The following is a 21,477-nucleotide window of genomic DNA, read 5'->3' on the forward strand; positions in this document are numbered from 1 at the left end:
AATCTTGCACATTATCAAAATTAATCCGATAGAGCAATACAGTTCAGAATGAGCAACAAAACCCTTATTGTAGAGACGCGATAAATCGCGTCTGAATTTATAGCGTCTCGATTTATCGCGTCTTCTGAACCGTATTGTCCGATAAAGGACTAATTAGAAATTGGTACATTTTTAAATGCAGCTGTATCTGGCACAAAAATGTCCAAATTATTAATACTGTCGGGAACTCTTAGCCAGATATAAGCATCTGCGGAGGCTTGTGGACGTACTTGGAACAAAGAAACGCTACCTGTTGAGCGATTAAGAGCAACTCCTTTGTAGGTTACGCTAGTGTCAGGATTGCGGGCTGTTGTACTAGCAACCGATATAATATCGCCACCAACAACTCCGTCTGTGGCAAGGCGACGAATACGCATTTGCAGATTTACCACATCACGGTTTCCAGTTTCTGGATCTTTAATTCGTTTTGCTGAAAGTAACTCAACTTCTGCCTTTTTGCCAAAAGCAGGCTGCAAAAATTGACCAGGGCTAATTACTGAAGTTGTAGCAGTAGCTGGGGATGGTGAGACTGTTGCTTGTGGAGAAGTTGTAGCTGTAGGACTTGGCACTTGAGTGGGAATGGTACTACTGACTGTATTAGTAGCATTGAGTGTCTGCCGCAACGTGAAAACTTCATAAGCTACATAGCCGCTACATCCTAAAGCCAAAGTAGAGAGTAATACAGCTACACCAGATAAAAATGTACTCACACCATTGCCTCGATTTCGTATTTCTGTATATGCAGGTTGACTTAGGTTTCTATTTCGTAGTCCCATAAATTATGTTTGTGCGTAGGCGCAGCCCGTCGTAGACATCGCCCACGTATGAAACATGTGAACATCTTCCCTATACTAGTTAAGTAACTTTACTGAGCAATTACTTCTCTCTCCGGAAAGAAGTCTTTGGCAAAGTCAAAATATCTATCTTTGAGATAAGGAAAATTGGTGAGACTTAAGACTTTAAATCAACCACTGGGTGTTTTGTTAATATTTTTGACTAGCCAGATAGGATTTAGTTCTATTGCAAAAGCACAAACCCCAGTTGCACCAACAATTACCACAAAATCAATTTGCTCTACCCGACTGGGAACAGCTATAGATGCTGTAATCAATCGCCCCTTATTCAGTCGGGTGCGCTGGGGAATTTTGGTACAACCCCTGTCAACCGGGCAAACTCTTTACAGTCGAGATGCTCAGAAATATTTTACTCCCGCGTCTAACCTCAAATTGCTGACAACAGCAGCAGCATTGCAGCAATTGGGTGCTAATTTTCGGATTCGCACCTCTGTTTATCAGAATGGCAATGGTGTTTTACGTGTTGTCGGTAGGGGAGATCCTAGTTTAAGTGATGCTGAACTGCAAAAATTGGCACAGCAGCTAAAACAGAAAGGTATTACTCAAATTCAGCGATTGATAGCTGATGATAGTTATATTCAAGGTGATATTGTTAACCCCACCTGGCAATGGGAAGATGTGCAGTCAGACTATGGCGCACCAGTCAACAGCTTTATTCTGAATCAAAATATTTTTAGCTTAAAACTTGTACCGCAGGCTGTAGGTAAATCTTTACAAGTCGTATGGACTGATGCTGGCGAAGCGAGACAGTGGCGGATAATGAATCAGTCAGTAACCGTTGCCCAAAATCAACCAAGCTACATCAATGTTACCCGCGAATTATCTGGGACAGTATTACGAATTCAAGGACAACTGACAACAAATTCTGAACCGACTTTAATAGATTTGCCTGTAGTTGACCCTAATTATTACTTCTTACGGCGCTTCCGTACTGCTTTGGCAACAGAAAAAATTTCCTTAGGACAAACATTAATAGTAAATGGTGGTGTTAATCAAGAGGAAATAGCATTTGTAGAGTCGCCACCTTTAGTTGAATTATTAGCAGAGACAAATCTAAATAGTAATAATCTTTATTCTGAAGCACTGTTGAGAGCATTATCTGTAGAAAAACCCAAAGTAAAAAATCAGACTAGTGCTGATGTAGGTTTGGAAGTCGTCAAAGCGAGTTTAACTCAATTGGGAGTTGATCCAGCAAATTATATTTTAGTGGATGGTTCGGGTTTATCGCGTCGTAACTTAGTGACACCAGAAGCTTTTGTACAAACTTTGCGAGGAATAGCAAGAACACCAACAGCATATCTGTATCGCGCATCTTTACCCGTGGCGGGTAAAAGTGGAACCTTGAAGGGTCGTTTTCAAAATACATCTGCTGAGGGCATTGTGCAAGCCAAAACAGGTACGTTAACGGGTGTAGTTTCTCTATCTGGATATATGAATGCGCCTAAGTATGAGCCTTTAGTTTTTAGTATTATTGTGAATCAATCAGAACAACCTGCAACAGTTGTGCGGCAGGCAATTGATGAAATTGTTGTGTTGTTAACGCAGTTGCAGCGTTGTTAATATTATTGCCATCAAATTAAACAACAGGTTGACTAATTCGGAGTCCCATGATCACTAAGTCCCGTTCAACGCTATCAATTTCGGCGACTTCAGGTAAATGTCCCCAATGTTGAAAACCAAATGTTTCAAAAAGCTTTAAACTGGGTTGATTGTGGGCAAAGATGAAGCAAACTAGGGTCTTTAAACCCAAACTAGGACTTTCACTAATTGCTTGTGCTAATAGTTGTCGTCCCAAACCACACCGATGAAAGCTAGGGGCTATGTAAATACTAATTTCGGCAGTCTTACTATAGGCGGGCCGCCCATAAAAGGATTGGAAACTAAGCCATCCAGCAATTACTCCCTCTACTTCGATTACCCAAAGTGGCTGTTGTGAAGGCGATCGCGCCTTAAACCAAGGAAGACGACTTTCCACAGATACTGGCTCTAAATCAGCAGTTGCCATGCGGCTAGGAATTGCAGCATTATAAATTGCCACAATTGCAGGCAAGTCAGTTTCAATCGCATGGCGAATAGTCATTGCTACCGTCTTGGAAAAAATCTTGAGAAAATATTCAAAAATAATACAGCGTTACGGAAGCTGTAATCCTATCTCACCAGAATAGTTTTAGCTCCCCTTCGCACCGCTTGGATAGGATTTGCAGTTCCTCCGGTTCCTCCATCGACAGCTAAAATCTGATAACTTAACGTTGACTGCTAATGTTACATCTAGTATCGTTGAGCGGGGAAAAACCAACGTGAAAGCACAGGTATTTAGAGGCGTCAATCAGTTGTCTTACGAAGATATCCCAGTTCCAACCCTAGAACCAGATGAAGTGCTGGTACAGGTGCGGGTTGTGGGGTTGTGTCAGTCAGATATTAAAAAAATTCGTTATCCACTGTATGAACCGCCGCGCATTTTTGGACATGAAACTGCCGGCACGATCGCAGCATTAGGCAATGATGTCAGAGGTTGGCAAGTTGGACAACGGGTAGCGGTAATGCACCACATCCCCTGTATGCGTTGCGCCTACTGCCTAAATGATAATTTTTCAATGTGTGATGTCTACAAAAACATCTCCACAACCGCAGGTTTTAACGCCAGTGGCGGCGGTTTTGCCGATTATGTCAAAGTTCCCGGACATATTGTTCAAAACGGCGGACTAATTCCCATCCCGGATAATATCAGTTTTGAAGAAGCGAGTTTTGTAGAACCGACTAACTGCTGCTTGAAAGCTGTGAAAAAAGCTCAAATTGCTCCAGGACAAACTGTCTTAGTTACTGGTGCTGGGCCAATTGGGTTAATGTTCATTATGTTGGTGAAGTATTTCGGAGCAAAAGCGATCGCTACCGATTTACTACCCTCTAGAATTGAAAAAGCCTTGAGTGTTGGTGCAGAAGCGGCTTTTGATGCTCGTGATCCCGATTTACCAGCAAAAATTCATGCCCTAACTGGTGGACTGGGTGTTGATGTTACCCTGCTGGCTGTTCCTAGTGAGAAAGCCTTCTTTCAAGCACTTGACTGTACGCGCAAAGGTGGCAAAATCTTGTTTTTCGCCGAATTCCCTGATGAAGTAGAAATTCCCATCAACCCTAATATCCTCTACCGTCGGGAAATTGACTTAATCGGCAGTTATAGCTCATCTTATCGGCTTCAGAATCTATCAGCTGATATTGTATTTAATCAGCGAATTGACGTGCAAGCATTGATTAGCGATCGCTATCCATTAAAAGATTTATCAGCAGCTGTCGAAGTTGCGATCGCACCCACACCGGATACTTACAAAATCCTAATTTATCCGTAAAATAACGTAGATATAGGGACGCAGGGAAATTATTCTTTGCGTCCTCGTCTCTTCTTCCCTTATCTCCCCATTAGCCCAAACAAAATGCTTATTACTCTAGTTGCAGTCGCCCTACTAGCTTTTTACGTCGCCTGGAATCTCGGAGCAAACGATGTTGCTAACGCGATGGGAACCTCTGTAGGTTCTAAAGCTGTTACCCTCAAACAAGCGATAATAATTGCTGGGGTATTAGAGTTTACGGGTGCTGTATTGTTTGGACATGAAGTAACGGAAACTCTCGCAACGAAAATTACCAATCCCGCTTTATTCGCAGCTACACCCCAAGTATTAGTTGCTGGGATGGTAACTGTATTAATTTCCTGTGGTGTGTGGTTGCAAATTGCCACATCACGCGGTTTACCAGTATCCTCTTCTCATGCGGTTGTTGGTGCGATCGCTGGATTTAGTTGGGTAGCTTTGGGAGTAGGTGCAATTGATTGGTCATCAATTGGCTTGATCACCATTGGCTGGGTTTTAACGCCATTAATTAGTGGTGCGATCGCTGCTTTATTCTACAGTCAAATCAAGCACTGGATTTTGGATCAACCCAATCAAATAGTGCAGTTACAAGAATGGATTCCCTGGTTGAGTACTGCGCTGCTAGGTGTATTCGGCGTGATTGTATTACCATCACTAACTCAACCGCTAACCAATTTTGTAATTGAGCAAGTTGGTTTCAACATCCCTGCTTACGACATCCCACTGTTAACGGGTGCAGTAGCAGCAGTTGGACTCACAATTATTAGTTGGCGACAATTGGGAGATTTGGGGAAAACAGAAGAGTCTATTCAATTCCCAGTCCCCAATCCCCAGTCCCCAATCCCTAATCCCGTAGAAAGATTATTCGGGCGATTCCAACTACTGAGTGCTTGCTTTGTAGCCTTTGCTCATGGTTCTAATGATGTGGGAAATGCGATCGCTCCTTTAGCTGCGATCGTTTACATCAATCGCACTGGTAGCGTACCTACAGATGGTATCACCATCCCTATTTGGATTTTAATCCTTGGTGGTGCTGGTATTGTTGGTGGTTTAGCTGTCTGGGGTAAAAAAGTCATCGCCACTATTGGCGAAAACATTATCGCCTTGCAACCTAGTAGTGGATTTTGTGCCGAACTTGCTACTGCTACCACCATTCTCATCGCTTCCCGGCTAGGTTTGCCAGTCTCCACCTCCCACGCTCTTGTCGGCGGTGTAGTTGGTATTGGACTAGTGCAAAATCTCAAGTCGATTAAGTTCAAAACACTACAAGGAATTGCTGCTGCATGGCTAATTACAATCCCCGTGAGTGCTGTTCTTAGCGCTGCCATCTTTAGCATCGCCCGGATCTTATTTCTCTAAGAATTATTAATATTTTCCTAACTTTTTCCTCTACTGCATCTACTCAAAGTAGAACATAGACTGCAACAACGCCAAAAAAGCGTGTTTTTGCAGAATTGCTGCTCATTCATTAGAATGTTGTGCAGGGGATAGCGTAACTTTGAATTTCCACAGAAAGATACTTTAATCTCCATTTAGAGATATAAACTGTCACACAAGTTACATTCCACACAAATTTACAGCTAGTTTCACAAGTCAGAAAATTTTGTGGCGATGTCTGGGCACAAGTCGCTTTGTACCTACGCACATGCATCTGCAAGTCTTTGATAATTACTATTGGCAGCAAAACAATAAATATTTATTTGGAGTGAGATTTTTTGAAAAATAAAAATTTCATTGACAAATAGTTGATCTAAATTAAACTGACCAAATACTTGTCAATTCTGGAGAGAACACGGTGTAGTAACCAGTGGGACAAATTTGATGCTTTGCCAAGTTGTGTTCAGTATGACAGAATTACGTTGAAATGCGGAAGTGCTGTTAAAATTTTCAATTTATCTGACAAAATACAGGAAATTCGTATGAGCGCCAATAAAGTGTACGGGAAGCAGCTTTATCGTCAAAGTGTTAGAGGTTAGAAGCTAATGGGGCGATTCGAGAAGCAACCAGAAAACCCGAGAGTCAGAGGCGAGCTATCCAGAGCAGCAGAAAATGCTCTTTGGGCTGTAGTTGAAGACTTAGAAAATCTTCAGCAGAATGTCCTCAGAGCGTTACAAGAAGACGTAAAGCGGCTTCAGTCAGAAAAAAATCGGTTATCTGATGACATTCAAAGCTTGCTAGAGGAAAAAGAGCATTTACAACAAGTGCGCCAAATTACCGAGCAGCAAGTGTTAATTCGTCAACTGGCAGAAGTTCTGGCAAAGCATATATCTTCACAACTGCAATCCTCTCTGGCAACTTTAGCTAACCAAACTATAGAGGGTAAATCTTACGAACAAGCTGCGCTAAAGTCCGCTGAAGTGAGCAGCAATGTAGTAGGTGAAATTAATGAAAAAGTCGAACACATGTTTGACAGCTTGGATGACACCGTTACTGTAACCTTTAACTCGCTGCAACAAGAGCTGAAGAACTATCAAAGTAATCTTTCCCAACAGTTGTCACGGATGTATAGCCAGCAGCAGCAAGGGGAAACGATTTTGGCGGAGTTTGTTAATCGCCTGCATGGAGAACTAGAAAAAACTATAGAAGAAACTTCACGCAAGCCAGCAACAGCAGGTACACCTACTGTTTTGCAATTTACCGAGCCAGAAAAAAACAGTTCTTTTGAGACATCCTCGCCACAGCTTGGCGAAGTAGTAAAAAATTCTCCTGAGCCAATTTCCCCGATCCCTAATAAATTTTCACCAAGGGAAACGACATCAGAGCCGCCCGCTGTTAGAGAAAACACCGCGAACCCAATTTCTATTTCCAGCAAGGACTTGTCCCAAAGGGAAACGACATCAGAGCCGCCCGTTGTCAGAGAAAACACCGCGAACCCAATTTCTATTTCCAGCAAGGACTTGTCCCAAAGGGAAACGACATCAGAGCCACTGTCTGCTGTAGTTCCACCACCAAAGGACAATGCTACCGAACCAATTTCTGTCCTCAATAAGGACTTGCCGAAAAACGAAACGACATCAGAGCCTCCTACTGTATCTGTACCACAGCCAGAAGCAACACAACCTTTACGAAGGAGAAACGCTGCTGAACCAATTTCTGTTATCCGCAGGAACGTGCCGCAGAGCAAAGCTAAATCCTCACCGATTACTGCGCTACAGCCGCAGTCGGGAGAAAAACCTCCACAATCGCGATCGCGTGATTCCTCCGGTTTATCGCAGATCCAAATTGGTTTATTGTTGATTGTCTTATCGGCAGTGGTATCGTCGCTTTACAACGTAGCTATCAAGGTGATTTTCCACGAAGGTTCTCAGATTTTTGGAGTATTGGAGGTAGAGCGCTTGCTGCCGCCAACCTTGGGCAATACTCTATTAATTTTGACGCTCAGGTTTATGGTAGTTGTACCACTGATGGTACTGTTGTCTCCTATATTACATCCAACCCTGTGGCAAGACTTGGAAAACTTGGCTAACTCAGTTCGAGGAAATCCCACATCTGCTAATGCAGCAACTAAGCGGATTTTAATGTTGTCAGTTGTTAGTGGGTGCTTTTTGTTTTTGTCTCAGGTGCTCATATATATTGCGATCGCTCAAGTCACGACAGGAATGGCGATCGCACTATTCTTTGTCTATCCGATGGTTAGTGGTCTATTATCGTGGTTTCTGTTTCGCGATCGCCCTGGCATATTCCGCATCGGTGCGATCGCCGCGATTTGCTGCGGTGAATTGTTGGTTTTAGGGGGTTCTCCCAACACAGGTATGGGTAATACTTCAATGGGAAGCATCGCCGCCATTCTTTCGGGTGTGGCTTTTGCTGCCTACATAATTCTGACGCGGGTCTGTGCAAGCAAAATGCATCCTGTAACTTTTACTTTAATTAACTTCGCTACCATGCTGCTGTTGAGCTTTATCTGCTTGATGTTACCTTTACCAAGCAGCTGGAACTTGGTAATTGACCCCTCAAAGATGCTGGAACTGGTTTTAAGTGCGTTTATTTTGGGTGTACTGACTCTTGCTGGCTATTTGCTGAACAATGTTGGTATTGGTAAACTAGGTGCCTCGCGATCGGCGATTATCGGTGGTAGTATCCCAGTTTTAACTGTGATTTTCGCTGGGGTAATCATTCAAGAAAATTTGGATATTGTGCAAATTCTGGGAGTGTTGTTAGTAAGCTTTGGTGCGGCTGCTTTCAGCTTTGAAACAATGCGAAATCAGGTTAAACCCTCTAGTCCCACCAATTAAATGACGAGTTCAATCAGTTTAGGTGTGATGGGAGCTAAAGTAGCTCTAATTACTCTCAGCATCAATCCTGACGCGAATACGCCTAGTTGTAACTTCTCTAATTCATCTGTGACAAACAAGATCCCCGGCTTCTTCGAGAAGTCGGGGATCTGAGTTTTCACGAATTGGGACTGCTGTATGGGTGGAGATAACACTGAATAGATGAGTAAGCAGTAATCAGAATAACTTGACTTGTAATATATTTTTGGGGATTTAGCCTGATACAGGTAGGGAAAACACGTATATATAAGCAGTATGAGTAGTACTGACTCAAGCAATTGAGCACGAGTACTTGCTCAGAGTGGATATGGGCAAGGAGTTAAGACCATTGACGCATATTTTGAAACTAGGAGATGAAGAAATAGAGAAATGTTTAGCGTAACTCGTTTTTTAAGCGTGGGAGACTATTGTAGCTACATGAATAATGGAGCGATCGCCTCTGAAACAGGTAGTAACTTTATTCTACTAAAACCTCTGTATGTAACGAGGAATTTTCAATTCCTCGTTACATACTCTTGAGTTTGGTGAGATCGTATCTTTAATCTATTCCAGTCTGTACTAGTCAATTTGGTCTGCGATCGCCCAGACACCTAGAAAAAGAAGCTTGTATCATACGTTGCTGCGGTTTTTCATCCTTTTATAGCAACAAACTATTTATGTAATTCAAGTTACTCAAATATATAAAACAGTGAGGTAAAAACATACTTAAAAATAGTCAATAGATTAGTTGAATCATGAAAATTTAAAATTCTTTCATGAAAAAAATATAATTTTATTGGAAAAAAATCTCTAAATAATCATTTTATTAAAACCAATATGTTTTATTATATGTATGGCTATTAACCAATTTTTAGGCTATTAGTATGCTCAACAAAGCCTCATGGTTAAGCGATTCAGTCTGAAATAATCGCAGGCTTCTGTGTCAACTCATCAACACAAAAGGATAAATCAGACTTGGATTTAGGAGTCAATATAAAAATATCATCAAATCTTGATTTAAGAAGAATATAAAATATTTAAATATGCATCATTCTTACAGTTAAAAATACATAAAATCGTTTCAAATTAAAAAAATAATGATATGATAAGGAACGATATTTGAAAAAAACAACAGGGATTTTGAAATTGGAATTAATTGCTCTACTTGATGTCTACTATCCTCCCTCAAGCCAACGGCTTATACTGCCGAGACATCACTGGAGGTTGTGAACGAGATGATAGTTCACAACGAGCCATGTGGCTCAACCTCTGAATGTGGCTACACCTGGTAAGCGATTTCTTTTTAGACGACTCCCAATGAACTCTAGCCACCTGTGTACTACAAATAATTCACCAAAGCTGAATAAAAACCATATTTTTCGAGTAACAGATATCCCTGATGAACTGCGCAAACTAGTTTTTACTCCGAGTTGGCATAGTGCCACAATTAGGTGTAAGCAGCTTGACGTTGTTGCTCTTGAAAGATCAGAAAAACCCCAGAGAACTTAAAGGCTTTGTAGATTACTTGCAACCCAGTTGACTTTTGGGATCTAAACCGCCGTCAAGCTGAACTTGGTGATGTATGTAATTTTCCGGTTAGATGCAGGGATAGTTATAGTAATAACGACTGAATCTGCCTTTTTACCAGAAAATATGCGAAAATGGTAGTTTGGACTACCACGGATCTCATAGTTATCGCATACTAATATAGTCTGAAGTGAAGACATCGCCTTCAGCCAGGTGTATACTACCTATTTTCACTCGATTAACAACTGTGTAAACGTGCTATTCAATTGTCTGTAATATGAGTAACGACATAGATCTGATCAAACGTCTTGACCCCAGTGCGATGGATCAGATCATGCTTTATCTGGCTTTCAGTGCCATGCGGACGAGTGGGCACAGGCATGGGGCATTTTTAGATGCAGCCGCAACGGCAGCAAAGTGTGCAATTTACATGACCTATCTGGAGCAGGGGCAAAACCTGCGAATGACAGGGCATTTGCACCACCTGGAGCCAAAACGGGTAAAAATTATTGTAGAAGAAGTCAGACAGGCGCTAACAGAAGGCAAACTGTTAAAAATGTTGGGTTCTCAAGAACCTCGCTATTTGATTCAATTGCCTTATGTCTGGCTAGAAAAGTATCCTTGGCAACCGGGGCGATCGCGCGTTCCTGGTAGCAGTCTGACAAGTGAAGAAAAAAGACAAATTGAGCAGAAACTGCCAAGTAATCTACCTGATGCCCAGTTAGTTAGCTCTTTTGAGTTTCTGGATTTGATTGAGTTTTTGCACAGGCGATCGCAAGAAGACTTGCCACCCGAACACCAAATGCCTTTGAGTGAAGCCTTGGGTGAGCATATCAAGCGCCGTCTGCTTTACTCAGGAACGGTAACACGCATTGATTCTCCTTGGGGAATGCCCTTCTACGCTCTTACCCGTCCTTTTTATGCCCCAGCAGACGATCAAGAACGCACTTACATCATGGTAGAAGATACTGCTCGGTATTTCCGCATGATGAAAAATTGGGCAGAACGGCGGCGAAATGCTATGCGGTTGCTGGAAGAACTTGATATCCTCCCAGAAAAAATGGAGCAGGCTATGGAAGAATTGGATGAAGTTATCCGGGCCTGGGCAGATAAATATCACCAAGACGGTGGTATCGCAGTGGTTTTACAGACAGCTTTTGGCGAAAGAGAAGACTAGTAGCGCTACGCAAAATTCAAAAAGCTTACTTTATAAGCTTTTTACTGATTTTGTCCCTTACTTAAAAGTAGGGGTATGGTTAATTTATTTACATTGTAACACTGTACTACTAGTACAAAAGTCACAAGCAGTTTTGTGACTTTTGTATTGTAAGTATTTAGTTTGCATAATTTGCAAGCAGAGGGAAATTATAGCGGGTTTTATATAAGAAATTGTTGCGTTGCTCAAATCATAGTAGGGTGGGCATTGTACTGCCCACCCTACTAATTAACCTGTATTTTCAGTCAATTAGCACTGTAATTTAATTAGTGCCGGGTTGCGTTGGAACGAGCGGTTGTGTTGGAACGAGCGGTTGTGTCGGAACTGGGGTAGACTCGAAACTTGGACTTGAACCCGCAGGTATTATAGTTGGCGGTGTAGACGAAGATGAAGCACCGATAACACTATCATCAGCACTGATACAAGTATCTAGTGCTTGAGTAGCGGGAAAGTCGATTTGACTACGCAAGCCAACCACACACTGCCCAAAGCGCACAGGTAACAAACTACGTCCACAGTAATCTAAAACTGCCGGATTAGCTTCTTCCTTAGTACTTAAGCTAACGCCAACTACACAGGTAGCTAACTCTTCAGGACGCCGAGCTTTCCCACAAGAAGAAAGCGCATCTGTAGCAGCAATTTGGGTTTCCTTGTCAATTTTAACCACGCAAGCAGCCAAATCCCTTGGACGCAGTGCTGCTGCACAACCTTCTGATGCCGCTTCTGCTGTTAAACCCACCCCCAGAAGGCGACCCGCACAGACACTATAATCATTGCTGTAGGAGGCAGCGATCGCAGGATTGGGTAAGATCGTTGTCAACCATCCAGCTATAGCTAAAACTGGCACTGTTAAAATCCTGGAGGTGGAACTGGCTTGTTTGTTCTTACCTCTATTAACCGCTTTATTGCTCATTTATATTGCCATTCTCCAAACACCCAAGGTTATGCTAACTCAAATATTTTAAAAATCCTCTGCAATAAAAGAATTTCAGCGGGAGTAAGGTATAGACATAATTAATTATGCCGGAAATTGTGTTAATATAACTGTTTGAAAGATAAGTAGGCAACGTAAAAAGTATTTCAGAGTAAGAATACTGCGTAAACCAATCTGATGATTGAGTAGTCTACGAAACTAAATAAACACAAAAAACTTATTGGCAGAAGTACGGCGTGACAGGTCGGAATTCAGGCTTGGAAGCTAGTGTGTCGGTTATGCCGACTTTAAAGCAACTGGCGCAAAAGTTGATGCCTCTACTTTGGTAGGATACGTCATACCAAGGCAAGCAGCCTCAAAAACCAAGAATCCTCTGATTTTACTCAGGGGAATGTCAAAATTGAATGTTTGGGTAAAGTTTAAACAGGATTAGATTAAGGAAACTCATGTCCCGATACAGAGGGCCACGCCTCAGAATTGTACGCCGCTTGGGCGATTTACCAGGATTGACTCGTAAAAGCGCCAGACGCGCTTATCCGCCTGGTCAGCATGGTCAGAACCGTAAGAAGCGCTCTGAGTATGCTATCCGTTTAGAGGAAAAGCAAAAGCTCCGCTTCAACTACGGTTTGACAGAAAAACAATTGCTGCGTTATGTGCGCAAAGCCAGACGTGTTACGGGTTCTACCGGACAAGTGCTGCTGCAATTGCTAGAAATGCGCTTGGATAATACCGTTTTCCGGTTGGGTATAGCCCCAACTATCCCAGCTGCTCGTCAACTGGTAAATCATGGTCACGTAACTGTTAACGGTCGTGTGGTTAATATTGCCAGCTACCAATGCCGTCCTGGTGAAGTAATTGCAGTCAGGGATCGGGCACAATCACGGAAGTTGGTGGAAGCTAACTTGCAATATCCCGGTTTGGCCAACCTCCCCAGTCATTTGGAGTTTGACAAAAATAAGTTGGTTGGTAAAGTCAACAGCGTTATTGAGCGGGAATGGGTGGCATTACAAGTTAATGAACTACTTGTGGTGGAATACTACTCACGACAAGCGTAAGCAGTTAGGAGTTATGAGTTATGAGTTATGAGTTTAAAGACGATAATTCCTAACTCCTCACTTTTAACTCCTAACTATTTTCATCCACCGATTTGCGACATGGTGCGGGCGTATGTACCTAAAATGCCAGAATCGCGCGCTTTAAAGTTAATTTCTGGCTTAATTGCCAGTAAATGCCTCACCTGCTCTTGTAATTGAGCGGTACTAGTACCAGAACGCAAAGCAGTTTTTAAATCTATTTGACCAGTTTCATTTAATAAACAGGGACGCAGCCAACCATCAGCACTAAGGCGCATCCGGTTACAACGATCGCAAAAACATTCTGACATCTGACTAATAAATCCCAGTGTCCCCTTCGCACCGGGAATTTTAAAGACATCAGCAGGGCCAAAACCACGAACTTGTGATTCTGTCAATCCCCAGCGATCGCGGATTTGTTGCCGTAAATCGGCTGAAGATATCCAACCGCGATCGCCAAACAAATGCAAATTACCAATAGGCATAAATTCAATAAATCTAACGTGCCACTGTTTCTCAATTGTCAGAGCAGCTAAATCTAGAATTTCGTGGTCATTGACCCCAGGAATCACCACCACATTCAGCTTCAGGGGGTCGAATCCGACTTGATGGGCTGCTTGAATCCCATGCCAAACTTGTTGCCAACGAGAACGCCCCTGATTACCAATAATTTGATCAAAAGTGTCAGGATCAAGAGAGTCCAGACTAATATTAATTCGTCGTAGACCAGCATTGTAGAGGTTTTGTGCCATCGGAGCCAGCAAAAAACCGTTGGTGGTCATTGAGAGGTCTTGAGTTTGGGGAAAAGAAGCGATCGCACTTACCAAATCCACCACACGCGGACGCAATAATGGTTCACCCCCAGTCAACCGAAACCGATTAAAGCCTACTGGAATAAATACCTCTTCAATTAAGGTGAGTAGCTCCTCATCACTCAACAGCTGTTGCTTGAGAATATAGTCCAGTTCTACTCCCTCTGGCATACAGTATTGACAACGAAAATTGCAGCGATCGATTAAGCTAATCCTGAGGTAGTCTACCTGGTTCATCGTTTTATTTTTATTCTCTTTGATTAATTAAGTACCTCGCTGAGGTGGTTTACCCCTTGCCCCTATTTTGTGGTAATCCAAGATACTGCACCACCTCTTAAGTTAGAGCTTACAGATTGTGGCATAATAAGCCGATCGCGTCCACTAGTTAGTCATCAATCGTGCAAGATACCGACTCCATCAACGACCTTGCTGCTGCGTTACTACAGCCAGCAGATATCAGCTTTGAACTGCCCGATCCAGAAGATGAACAGATTCTAGAGTCAGATTTTCAACAGCAGCTAGAAATAGCTTGGCAGGTATGCGATCGCTTTGATTTGCAAACTGAAATCTGGCGGGGGCGAATTTTACGTGCTATCCGCGACAGAGAGAAAGTGGGTGGTGACGGACGCGGTACTGGCTTTCTGCGATGGCTAAAAGAGCGGGAAATCAGCAAAAGTCAAGCTTATGCCTGGATTCAACTGGCGAATAGTGCCGATACTCTCATCGAAGACGGTAAACTTGACCCAGGTTCTGTAAACAACTTCAGCAAACGGGCATTTGTTGAAACCTCCAAAGCATCGCCAGAAGTGCAACAGATGGTGAGTGAAGCCGCCCAAAAAGGCGATCGCATCACCAGGCGCGAAGTCCGTCAACTCAGCGATGAATGGACAGCCATGTCCTCAGATTTACTACCTGAAGCAGTTAAGGAAAAAGCAGCAGATAACACCCTTCCCCCACGCTACATTGCCCCACTGGTGAAGGAAATGGAAAAACTGCCAGAATCGCATCAAAAGTTTATCCAAAAGGAAATAGCTGCTAATCCTGATGTAGATACCCTCAAACAAGTTACTACAGAAGCGCGTAACTTGGCCAAATATCTCAAAGGGGCGGCTCAAGTTCAAGCGCTAACGCAGGAAAATATTGATATTGAAACAGCCTTAGAAGAAGCGCAGAGAGTCGGCTGTTTGAGCATTGCTGCTGACTTGGTAAATCAAGCATCCCAGATTGAACAAACGATCGCTAAACTCTACATGACTTGGAAACGAATCGGCAATTTGGCAGATAGATTATATGTAGATACTGGCGCAAGTACACCCAACTTGCGATCGCTCCTCACTTGCTTGGAACCTCTGGGTGGTGAAATCATGGAATTGCAACTTAGTGGCGCGACTGAACACACTGTGCGTCTGCAAATTCAGGAGACGAGTTAGGGAGTTAATGTAAATTCGACGAACCTCTCCCTGCCTTGAACTAAAGTTCAAGTTTCTCTCCGAGTCGGAGAGGGACGGTTTTGCGTACTAAAACCAGGGAGAGGTCTTTTGATTGAGCTAATTAGGCGGACACTATATGATGAATTCACATTTAATTAGCAGCGCAAGATGTAGCGGTGAGCGAGGAGTTATGGGGCGAGGCAGTGGGTACTTGAGCAACCAGAACCACATTCCCATTGGCATCCATTACCCATCCTTGGGCTTCTACAATTTGAGTAGGTTCATTGACAGAATTAACTTTCTGTGATTTTTCTTCTGTGTTTCGCTGCGCTTGAACAACCACTTTTTTCTGAATACCGCCAGCACGATTCTGACTCTCTGGAGAGAGTGTTATCCAATCTGCTAGCACCGCATCATCAGCTATCAATGGCTGCGTGGGATCGGCTACTAATCCTCCACGCCCAGTAGCAATAAATGAACTCCTGGCTATTTTTCCACCAGAATTACAACCAGCAGTAATTTGCTGGGAAGCATCAACCAGATTTACGGGCAATTCTACTAATCCTTTACTGGGGTCAGCATCTGGTGAATTGATTTGTACAGTGCCATTTAATGAAGGGTTTTGTTGAGAAAATGCCGTGATGTCACTTGTTCGCAGGTTATTCGGGTTTATGTCTTTTGGGTCAAGCCTCTCTACGTCTGCACGGGTGCGGGGCACAAATCCAAAGATGTTCTTAGTGATGATTGTGATTTTACCACCAGAGCCAGAGAAGGCATTGGCAGTAATATCGTTATTTCCAAAGGGAGTAGCGACGATGAAGCCATTAGGTGCTTTGATGGTGATGTTACCGCCAGTTTTATCACCTCCGGCATTAGTGGATATTTGGCTGTTGCGGCGCATTAGTAATAAGTCCCGCACCTGTAGCGAAATATCACCACCCCGACCTAACTCACTATTAGATGTGAGTTTTCCTTTGCTGTCTAAAAGTATAGAGCTAGCGCTTACAGTTAGATCCCCTGCTGATCCTAGATTGGGTACATCTCCTTCGTACATAAATGGCTTTAAAAGTTGACTGCTTACATTTATTACAGCTTCATCCTGTAGGATTAATTTCTGTGTTGAGATTGTTACTTGCCCGGCATTTCCAGAACCTAAAGTCGAAGCAAATATGCTACTAGGAGCACCTGTTTTTGGTTTTCCTTTTATCTCTACGGATTCAGAAGCGTTTACAGTTAAATTTCCTCCGTTTCCTGTAGCTGGTTTAAATTGTGACATTGAAAGCTCTCCACTAGACTCTGTTGATATCGTTGCCCCATTTTGAACACGCAACCTCTTAGTATTGATTGTTATATCCCCTGCTCTTCCACCACCAAATGTCGTACTAAAAAGTCCACTAGAGAAAATACCATCTGGAGTAGTAGAGTTACCAATCAGATCCACTGACTCGGAGGCCTTAATGTTTAAATTTCCTCCCTTACCCCTCCGACCTGTAGTAAAAGTGAGCACTTGTGCACCATCTTGAACAATTAATTTCCCAGTACTAATTGTTATGTCTTCACCATCTTGATCGCCTGTAGTTTGACTTATCAAGCTTACGGCATTACCAATTAGTTCTATAGAATTTGCCTGCATTTGGATACTACCGCCACCATTGCCACTAACATCTACAGTAGATGGAGATGAAATATCAAAACCATCAACAGTCCGCTGGAGTAGTTGAATGTTCTGGAAGTTTTGGACACCTTGATATCCTAAGACCCAACCTTGGTCTGTTGATTTAAGGTTGACCAGACTATTACTACCAACACTTCCTAGCTCAATTCGTCCCGATGCTGCTGTTAAGTTTCCGCCCTCCAGCGTTATGTCACCGCCTACAAGCGCTAAGGTTTTGCCTTGCTGTACTTGTAGACCAACAGGTTGCTTGAAGATATTAGTTGTCACGCCATCTGAACTAGGTGCTTGAGATTTATTGCGAATAGACGCCGCAGTTGTGCCAAATTGTAAGCCATTAGGAACGCTTACTGTCAGTATGGGTGGGGTTTGGGGATCTGTAGCACTAAATTTAGTACCATTGGCAAAGTTCAGACTACTCGCAGTACTCGCTACCAATGAACCGCCGATTTGTAAAGAAGCATTCTTCCCAAAAATTATCCCGTTTGGATTAATTAGAAACAGATTGGCTTTGTGTTGAGCTTTAATAATGCCTTCAATATTAGAAACAGACTTCCCTGTTACCCGACTAATAATGTTCTCAACACTTTCAGTATTTCTAAACTCAGCAGTAGTTCCAGGAAGTACGGAAAACTCTTTAAAACTATGGAAGAGATTGCTTCCATCTTGGGAAATGGTTCCACCTGTAATAACGGTGATAGCATTCACTTGCTTTTCAATTTGAGAATTAGTAGGTAGAGTAACATCCTGAGTAATTTGGGCAATAGCAGAGTTTCCAGAAAAAACTATTGCACTACCTGTTGCAACTCCTAGTCCTTGACACCAGATCCAAAAATTGCTCATGCCAGATATTACACTCCTTCAAACAGTATCTAAGTGAGTATGTGAAAATAAATCAAAGTATATTTAAGTAGTTTTTTTCAATAATATTGGTAGGACTGTAGTGAGAGCCCTAGCCCTCAACGTAGAGCTAAAACCCTTACTACAAACCTTTAATTATTAACACTGGCAAGGACGTCCATTACACAAACAATTAAAGGGTATAAGAATAGGTCTATCTGAAAATGGGAGAAAGGAATTTGTATCTCTCGATTCATTCTGAGCTAGGTGAATACTGCACTGAATTTTTAAGAGTTTTTCGCCTGACATACTGTACTTTTCTAGTATTTGATTTAAATTAGACTTATTTAGTATCTCAGACATTTCCTGCTTAATTTCATCTTCTAATTGCTTTAATGTTTCGGCATCTATGAGTGTTGGTTGTACTGTTTTAGAATCCATAAATTTTGCTCTCCTTGCAGACTGGTAAATGTGTGAACTTATCTTGTGATGTACTAAATTAACGTGACTTCGATTAGTACAATTTGGCAACTAAGGAATCAAGGATACAGAGTCTAGAGCAACAGAAATAGCATTAGGTTTCTAAAGCTCTTGCGAACTCCCATAATTATGACTTCAGCTTGGCTAGTAATAATTACGCATTGTGTAACAAAACTTCATATATTTCTGCCGGATTTCCTTAAAGCATTCATGAATATGGCTACTTTCCGTTAATTATTCAAGTGGATTGAGTAATTGATACCTCCTCAACTCTCATACTCTGCTTACGGTTTGGATAAGCCCATAGGCTTTATTACAAAAGGCGATCCGCTTGTATGAAGATTATTGCAAAGGAGCGATGTCTACGACGGGCTACGCCAACGCACCACACCTGAGTTTAGTATTAGGAGCGATCGCTTGTGTGAAGGTCATTGCGAACCAGCGATCGCACCAAACCTGAGTTTAGTAGAAAGAGCGATCGCATGTATGAAGGTTATTCTGAATAAGCGATCGCACTTTAATTAGCAGCGCAAGATGTAGCGACGAGTGAGGAGTTATGGGGCGAGGCAGTGGGAACTTGATCAACCAGAACCACATTCCCATTAGCATCTATAATCCATCCTTGGGCTTCCACAATTTGAGTAGGTTCATTGACATAATTCACCTTCTGTGGTTTATCTTCTGTGTTTCTCTGCTTGTGAACAACCACTCTGTTCTGGATACCCTCAGCACGATTCTGACTCTCTGGAGAGAGTGTGATCCAATCTGCTAGCACTGCATCAGCTATCAATGGCTCTGTCGGATCAGGTGCTAGTCCTCCACGCCCAGTTGCAATAAATGAACTTCTGGCTATTTTTACACCAGAATTACAACCAGCAGCAATTTGCTGGGAAGCATCAACCAAATTTACGGGTAGTTCCACTAATCCTTTACTGGGGTCAGCATCTGGTGAGTTGATTTGTACCGTGCCATTTAATGAAGGGTTTTGTTGAGAAAATGCCGTGATGTCACTTGTTCGCAGGTTAGTCGGGTTTATTTCTTTTGGGTCAAGTTTCCCTACGTCTGCACGAGTGCGGGGCACAAATCCAAAAATGTTCTTACTAGTGATTGTGATTTTACCACCAGAGTCAGAGAAGGCATTGGCAGTGATATCGTTATTTCCGAAGGGGGCAGCGACTAGGAAGCCATTAGGTGCATTGATGATAATATTACCGCCATCTCCACCAAGCCTTGCTGTACCTGCATTAGTGGTTATTTGACTTTCGCGGCGCATCAATAATAAGTTCTGCACCTGTAACCTAATATCCCCGCCTCGACCTGACTCACTATTAGATGTGAGTTTTCCTTTATTGTCCAGAAGTATGGAGCGAGCGATTATATTTAAATCGCCTGCTTTCCCTAAGTTATTTGGATCTCCGATATAGATTACATTTTTTCGAGCTTGGCTGCTCACACTTATTGCAGCCTCATCCTTGATAATCAATTGCCCTGTAGTTAGAGTCAAGTTTCCGCCATCTCCAGGCCCTTCAGTTCCAGAAAACAAGCCACTGAGCCTAGAACCATTTGGTGAGGTTCCAATTAGTTCTACCGACTCAGTAGCGTTCACCGTCAAGTTTCCTGCTTTTCCTGTATTTGTTGGTGTAAGTTGATTAAGAATATACCTATATGTGCCCTCAGAACTTGTTGATATTCTTGCCCCTCCTAGGATACGCAACTTTCCAGTATTAATTGTGATGCTACCAGCGTTTTTATCGCCATAAGTTGCACTAAATAATCCACTGGATATTAAATCACTACCATCTCGGAAGAGAGGAATTAAGGTTCCACTGATTAGTTCCACGGAATCTGAGGCGTTTATGGTCAATTGGCCATAGAATTGTGCTCCACCTCTGACCACCAACTTCTTAGTAGTGACATTGATATTTCCAAAGTTTCCGGTGGAGAAACTCTGAGCTAACAGTTGTGCATCTTGTTCAACTACTAAAGACTCAGAGGCGTTCACTGTCAAATTCCCTCCTGATTGCCCTCCAAAGGGATCAACTACGGTTAGCAAACCGCCACCTACCCGCACAAGCCTGCCTTGCACGTGGATATTACCGCCAGCCTCTCCATGAGTATCTACAGTAGATCGAATTCTATTTAACTTGATTAGTTCGACATTCTGGAAATTTTGAACACCTTCATATCCCAACGCCCAACCTTGATTCGTTGGGCTTAAACTGACCAAACTATTACCAGCGACGCTTCCTAACTCAACTCTTCCTTCCTTTGCAGTTATATTTCCCCCCTCTAGCGTTATATCGCCGCCTATAAGTGCCAAGGTTTTGCCTTGCTGCACCTGTAGACCAACGCCTTGCCTAAAGATATTAACTGCGCCATCTGGTTTGGCTTGGGATTGATTTCGGATGGGAGCCGCAGTTGCTCCAAATTGTAAGCCAATGGGAACGCTTAGTGTCAGTAGAGGTGTAGTTTGAGGAGATGTAGCACTAAACTTTGTACCATCAGCAAAGTTTAAACTATCGGCCGTACTAGCTACAAATGAACCGCCGATATTTAAAGAAGCATTGGACCCAAAAACAATGCCGTTAGGATTAATTAGAAACAGGTTGGCTGTGCCGTTAGCTTTCAGAATGCCATCTATATTAGAAATCGAATTGCCACTCACCCGACTGATGATGTTTTGAATATCTATTGCATTATTAAAATGCGCTGTTCTTCCCGCAGAGACAGAAAACTGTTCAAAGCTGTGGAACAAGTTTGTACCACGAACAGCCCCACCATCAATCTGGTCTATAGGCTGACCATCGATTAGCTTTGGTGTAATGATTGAACTTTCAGATCCAAGTGTGTCATCTTTTTGTATTTGGGCTAAGGCAACACTTTCAAAGAAAGTGAGCACTCCAGCAATTGCTAAAGTACTCACTATCCCTAACTCCCAGCACCAACTGCTTCGGTATCGAGACATCACAAACTTGCACCCAAAAA

Annotated in this window: 16 protein-coding genes; 8 read left to right on the plus strand and 8 right to left on the minus strand. The window is 42.6% G+C overall.

Annotated elements, in window-relative coordinates; genetic code table 11:
• Positions 1-149: 149 nt before the first annotated feature.
• Positions 150-749: a hypothetical protein gene (locus ACEYW6_RS06865; RefSeq protein ID WP_412979214.1), complete on the minus strand. Its 600-nt coding sequence runs from the start codon at positions 747-749 to the stop codon at positions 150-152.
• A 234-nt stretch (positions 750-983) separates the two neighbouring features.
• On the opposite strand from ACEYW6_RS06865, the gene dacB reads away from it, so the two are divergent.
• A complete protein-coding gene (gene dacB / locus ACEYW6_RS06870; protein ID WP_412979130.1) occupies positions 984-2,453 on the plus strand; it encodes a D-alanyl-D-alanine carboxypeptidase/D-alanyl-D-alanine-endopeptidase in 1,470 nt (489 codons plus the stop codon).
• A 16-nt stretch (positions 2,454-2,469) separates the two neighbouring features.
• Here dacB and ACEYW6_RS06875 read toward each other — a convergent pair whose 3' ends face one another.
• Positions 2,470-2,973 carry an N-acetyltransferase family protein gene (locus ACEYW6_RS06875; protein WP_412979131.1) on the minus strand — a complete coding sequence of 168 codons (504 nt, stop codon included), beginning with the start codon at positions 2,971-2,973 and terminating at the stop codon, positions 2,470-2,472.
• Between the two features lie 217 nt (positions 2,974-3,190).
• Here ACEYW6_RS06875 and ACEYW6_RS06880 point away from each other — a divergent pair, with 217 nt between their 5' ends.
• The 3 genes from ACEYW6_RS06880 (at position 3,191) to ACEYW6_RS06890 (ending at position 8,490) form a co-directional block, all read left to right on the plus strand.
• Positions 3,191-4,237 carry a zinc-dependent dehydrogenase gene (locus ACEYW6_RS06880; RefSeq protein ID WP_190893938.1) on the plus strand — a complete coding sequence of 349 codons (1,047 nt, stop codon included), beginning with the start codon at positions 3,191-3,193 and terminating at the stop codon, positions 4,235-4,237.
• An 84-nt stretch (positions 4,238-4,321) separates the two neighbouring features.
• Positions 4,322-5,614 carry an inorganic phosphate transporter gene (locus tag ACEYW6_RS06885; RefSeq protein WP_412979132.1) on the plus strand — a complete coding sequence of 431 codons (1,293 nt, stop codon included), beginning with the start codon at positions 4,322-4,324 and terminating at the stop codon, positions 5,612-5,614.
• 623 nt (positions 5,615-6,237) lie between these two features.
• Positions 6,238-8,490, plus strand: a complete 2,253-nt coding sequence (locus tag ACEYW6_RS06890) for an EamA family transporter (protein ID WP_412979133.1) — start codon at positions 6,238-6,240, stop codon at positions 8,488-8,490.
• Here the strand turns inward: ACEYW6_RS06890 and ACEYW6_RS06895 are convergent.
• Positions 8,487-8,651 carry a hypothetical protein gene (locus ACEYW6_RS06895; protein WP_412979134.1) on the minus strand — a complete coding sequence of 55 codons (165 nt, stop codon included), beginning with the start codon at positions 8,649-8,651 and terminating at the stop codon, positions 8,487-8,489. The genes ACEYW6_RS06890 and ACEYW6_RS06895 overlap by 4 nt on opposite strands.
• Before the next feature lie 1,661 nt (positions 8,652-10,312).
• On the opposite strand from ACEYW6_RS06895, the gene hetR reads away from it, so the two are divergent.
• Positions 10,313-11,212 (plus strand): heterocyst differentiation master regulator HetR, encoded by a 900-nt coding sequence (gene hetR / locus ACEYW6_RS06900; RefSeq protein WP_069071266.1) that lies wholly within the window; start codon positions 10,313-10,315, stop codon positions 11,210-11,212.
• Between the two features lie 301 nt (positions 11,213-11,513).
• Here hetR and ACEYW6_RS06905 read toward each other — a convergent pair whose 3' ends face one another.
• Positions 11,514-12,164 carry a hypothetical protein gene (locus tag ACEYW6_RS06905; protein ID WP_412979135.1) on the minus strand — a complete coding sequence of 217 codons (651 nt, stop codon included), beginning with the start codon at positions 12,162-12,164 and terminating at the stop codon, positions 11,514-11,516.
• A 467-nt stretch (positions 12,165-12,631) separates the two neighbouring features.
• Between ACEYW6_RS06905 and rpsD the strand changes: the two genes are divergently transcribed.
• Positions 12,632-13,240, plus strand: a complete 609-nt coding sequence (rpsD, locus tag ACEYW6_RS06910) for a 30S ribosomal protein S4 (protein ID WP_012408407.1) — start codon at positions 12,632-12,634, stop codon at positions 13,238-13,240.
• Between the two features lie 80 nt (positions 13,241-13,320).
• Here rpsD and moaA read toward each other — a convergent pair whose 3' ends face one another.
• Positions 13,321-14,307 (minus strand): GTP 3',8-cyclase MoaA, encoded by a 987-nt coding sequence (gene moaA / locus ACEYW6_RS06915; protein WP_412979136.1) that lies wholly within the window; start codon positions 14,305-14,307, stop codon positions 13,321-13,323.
• Positions 14,308-14,468: 161 nt separating this feature from the next.
• Between moaA and ACEYW6_RS06920 the strand changes: the two genes are divergently transcribed.
• Positions 14,469-15,500, plus strand: coding sequence for a hypothetical protein (locus ACEYW6_RS06920; protein WP_190893824.1), 1,032 nt, complete (start codon positions 14,469-14,471; stop codon positions 15,498-15,500).
• Positions 15,501-15,651: 151 nt separating this feature from the next.
• Here the strand turns inward: ACEYW6_RS06920 and ACEYW6_RS06925 are convergent, their stop codons facing one another.
• Both ACEYW6_RS06925 and ACEYW6_RS06930 read right to left on the minus strand, forming a co-directional pair.
• On the minus strand, positions 15,652-18,015 hold the full coding sequence (locus ACEYW6_RS06925) for a filamentous hemagglutinin N-terminal domain-containing protein (protein WP_412979137.1): 2,364 nt from the start codon (positions 18,013-18,015) through the stop codon (positions 15,652-15,654).
• Positions 18,016-18,171: 156 nt separating this feature from the next.
• Positions 18,172-18,453, minus strand: a complete 282-nt coding sequence (locus ACEYW6_RS06930; protein WP_334850835.1) for a hypothetical protein — start codon at positions 18,451-18,453, stop codon at positions 18,172-18,174.
• 384 nt (positions 18,454-18,837) lie between these two features.
• Here ACEYW6_RS06930 and ACEYW6_RS06935 point away from each other — a divergent pair, with 384 nt between their 5' ends.
• The gene (locus ACEYW6_RS06935; protein ID WP_412979138.1) at positions 18,838-19,017 is read left to right on the plus strand and encodes a hypothetical protein; all 180 of its coding nucleotides are present in this window, start codon (positions 18,838-18,840) and stop codon (positions 19,015-19,017) included.
• Here ACEYW6_RS06935 and ACEYW6_RS06940 read toward each other — a convergent pair.
• Positions 19,010-21,457, minus strand: coding sequence for a filamentous hemagglutinin N-terminal domain-containing protein (locus ACEYW6_RS06940; RefSeq protein ID WP_412979139.1), 2,448 nt, complete (start codon positions 21,455-21,457; stop codon positions 19,010-19,012). The genes ACEYW6_RS06935 and ACEYW6_RS06940 overlap by 8 nt on opposite strands.
• Positions 21,458-21,477: the final 20 nt, after the last annotated feature.

The sequence above is a fragment of the Nostoc sp. UIC 10607 genome (assembly GCF_047228265.1).
Lineage (GTDB): Bacteria > Cyanobacteriota > Cyanobacteriia > Cyanobacteriales > Nostocaceae > Nostoc > Nostoc foliaceum_A.

What these genes read in the sequence shown, in the direction of transcription:
- ACEYW6_RS06875 (WP_412979131.1), bottom strand. Translation starts at nt 2,973, where the DNA reads ATGACTATTCGCCATGCGATTGAAACTGACTTGCCTGCAATTGTGGCA.
- ACEYW6_RS06885 (WP_412979132.1), top strand. Translation starts at nt 4,322, where the DNA reads ATGCTTATTACTCTAGTTGCAGTCGCCCTACTAGCTTTTTACGTCGCC.
- ACEYW6_RS06890 (WP_412979133.1), top strand. Translation starts at nt 6,238, where the DNA reads ATGGGGCGATTCGAGAAGCAACCAGAAAACCCGAGAGTCAGAGGCGAG.
- hetR (WP_069071266.1), top strand. Translation starts at nt 10,313, where the DNA reads ATGAGTAACGACATAGATCTGATCAAACGTCTTGACCCCAGTGCGATG.
- ACEYW6_RS06905 (WP_412979135.1), bottom strand. Translation starts at nt 12,164, where the DNA reads ATGAGCAATAAAGCGGTTAATAGAGGTAAGAACAAACAAGCCAGTTCC.
- rpsD (WP_012408407.1), top strand. Translation starts at nt 12,632, where the DNA reads ATGTCCCGATACAGAGGGCCACGCCTCAGAATTGTACGCCGCTTGGGC.
- moaA (WP_412979136.1), bottom strand. Translation starts at nt 14,307, where the DNA reads ATGAACCAGGTAGACTACCTCAGGATTAGCTTAATCGATCGCTGCAAT.
- ACEYW6_RS06925 (WP_412979137.1), bottom strand. Translation starts at nt 18,015, where the DNA reads ATGAGCAATTTTTGGATCTGGTGTCAAGGACTAGGAGTTGCAACAGGT.
- ACEYW6_RS06930 (WP_334850835.1), bottom strand. Translation starts at nt 18,453, where the DNA reads ATGGATTCTAAAACAGTACAACCAACACTCATAGATGCCGAAACATTA.
- ACEYW6_RS06940 (WP_412979139.1), bottom strand. Translation starts at nt 21,457, where the DNA reads ATGTCTCGATACCGAAGCAGTTGGTGCTGGGAGTTAGGGATAGTGAGT.